The sequence below is a fragment of the Allobosea sp. P4_C6 genome, from assembly GCF_056402015.1.
In genome coordinates this window covers 1-1,948 of record NZ_JBFUIF010000211.1, presented here as the reverse complement: position 1 = coordinate 1,948, position 1,948 = coordinate 1, and the positions used below count along the sequence as shown (strand labels likewise).

Annotated in this window: 2 protein-coding genes; both read right to left on the bottom strand. The window is 63.1% G+C overall.

What is annotated here, in order from left to right; genetic code table 11:
* Positions 1-78 precede the first annotated feature (78 nt).
* Positions 79-1,002: a carbohydrate ABC transporter permease gene (locus tag AC1DVA_RS28015; RefSeq protein ID WP_442865093.1), complete on the bottom strand. Its 924-nt coding sequence runs from the start codon at positions 1,000-1,002 to the stop codon at positions 79-81.
* Positions 999-1,948, bottom strand: a 950-nt coding sequence (locus tag AC1DVA_RS28010) for an ABC transporter substrate-binding protein (RefSeq protein ID WP_476808069.1), incomplete at its 5' end; no start/stop codon positions are given. The genes AC1DVA_RS28015 and AC1DVA_RS28010, both read right to left, overlap by 4 nt.

The following is a 1,948-nucleotide window of genomic DNA, read 5'->3' as shown; positions in this document are numbered from 1 at the left end:
GAGCGAAGCCTAGCGCCAAATGCTCCCGCAGCTGTGCGAACGAGATAGGGCCGAAGCGGCGCGACGGCGCGCCAGCCATCACTTGTTGTACCATTTCGACCGCTCCCTGACCCACAGCAGGGCGACGGAGAGAAGCAGGATGATCGCGAAGAAGACGACGACGACGGTCGAGGCGGTGCCGACGTTGTAATAGGCGAAGGCCTGCGAATAGAGGTAGAGGTTGATCGTCTCAGAAGCCGTCCCCGGGCCTCCGCTGGAGATGACATAGATCACCTCGAAGGCCTTCACCGCGTCGATGGTGCGCATCACGCCTGCCACCGCTATGAAGGGAAGCACGAGCGGGAAGGTGATATAGCGGAACATCTGCCATTGAGTGGCCCCGTCGAGCCGCGCGCTCTCGTAGGGTTCCTCGGGCACCGCCGCGAGGCCACCGAGCACGATGATCATGACGAAGGGAGTCCAGAGCCAGACTTCGACTAGGGCGAGGCTTGGAATGACTGTGCTGCGTGCAAAAACCCATTCAGACGGCGGGATGCCGACTACACTCAGGAGGTAGTTCAGGACGCCGAGCTGGGGATGGAACATCATCGTCCAGACCAGCGCGATGGCGACCGGCGTCGCCATCATCGGCATGATGAAGATCGTCCGTAGCAGGCCGCGGAGGGGAAAGCGCCGGTTGAATATGACCGCGGCGAAGGTGCCGGCGACCAGCGGTAGGAGGACGGCAAGCACGGTGAAATACGCCGTGTGCCACATCGACTCAAGGAAGCGCTGGTTGCTGGCGAGGTCGATATAATTCCGCAATCCGACCCAGGTTTTTGCGCCGCCGATCTTCCATTCGTGGAAGCTCATCCAGATTGTGAAGATCCAGGGAAAGACGATGATCGCGACGGTCGCGACCAACGCCGGCAGGATGAACCAGATATAGGACGGCTTGCGCAGCGGATCGGCCTGCGCCGTCACAGGCGCAGACCGGACAGCCATCTCCGCAAGGCTGGTCACGACTGCTCGCTGCGATCGAGAACAGGGCCGAATTCGTCGGTCGCCTTTTTGAGTTCGGCGGCTGGGTCGGCGCCGCCGATCATGTTGGTGAGGGCAGCCCCGAAGGTGTCGCGAAACTCTGTCACCGGAACGATGTTGGGCAGGCCCGTGCGCGCGATCTCGGCCGAGCCTCGTACGCAATCGGCCCAGTCCTTGGGAACCGTCAACGCCGCCAGTGTCTCCTTGTCGACGAGGCTGGAATTGCGGAAGGGAACGCCCGAGCCCGTCTGCAGCAATCGGTTGCACATCGTCTTCGACGTCACCCAGAGGCAATAGAGGAAAGCGGCTTCCTTCTTGGAGCTTGCCGCTGCGATGCCGATGCCGTCGCCGAAGACATTCGCGTGGTGGGCTTTCGGCCCGGGCGGGAACACGCCGTAGCCAACCTTGCCGACGATACGGCTGCGCTTGGCGTCCTCGAGAGGTGGTGCGAACCCGACCCCATCGATCCACATCGCCGCGCGACCCTGCGCGAACAGCGACTGCGCCTCGTTCCAGTTAAAGCCGGAGACGCCTTGCGGCCCGCTGGCCTTGAGTAGGGTCTGATAGATCGTCGCGGCGGCGACGGCATCCTCGGTCGTCGTCGCCAGCTTTGGTGGCGTCCCGGTGGTGGTCTCCTGGCCGTAGCCGAGCAGCAACTGGGTCCAGACCGGCACATTTGCATTGCGTAGGCCGCGGGCGACGATGCCGGAAATGCCGTTCGTTGGGTCATGAAGCTTGGCGGCTGCTGTCACGATGTCGGCGATCGACTTCGGATAGGCGACGCCCTTGGCGTTGAATAGATCCTTGTTCCAGTAGAGCAGCCAGTAGTCGGCCGAGAGGGGCAGCGAGGTCAGGCGCCCGTCATCCGTCGCATATTCGAGGCCCCGCTGACTGAAGTCGGCCCGGTCCCAGTCGGGCGGYGTCAGTG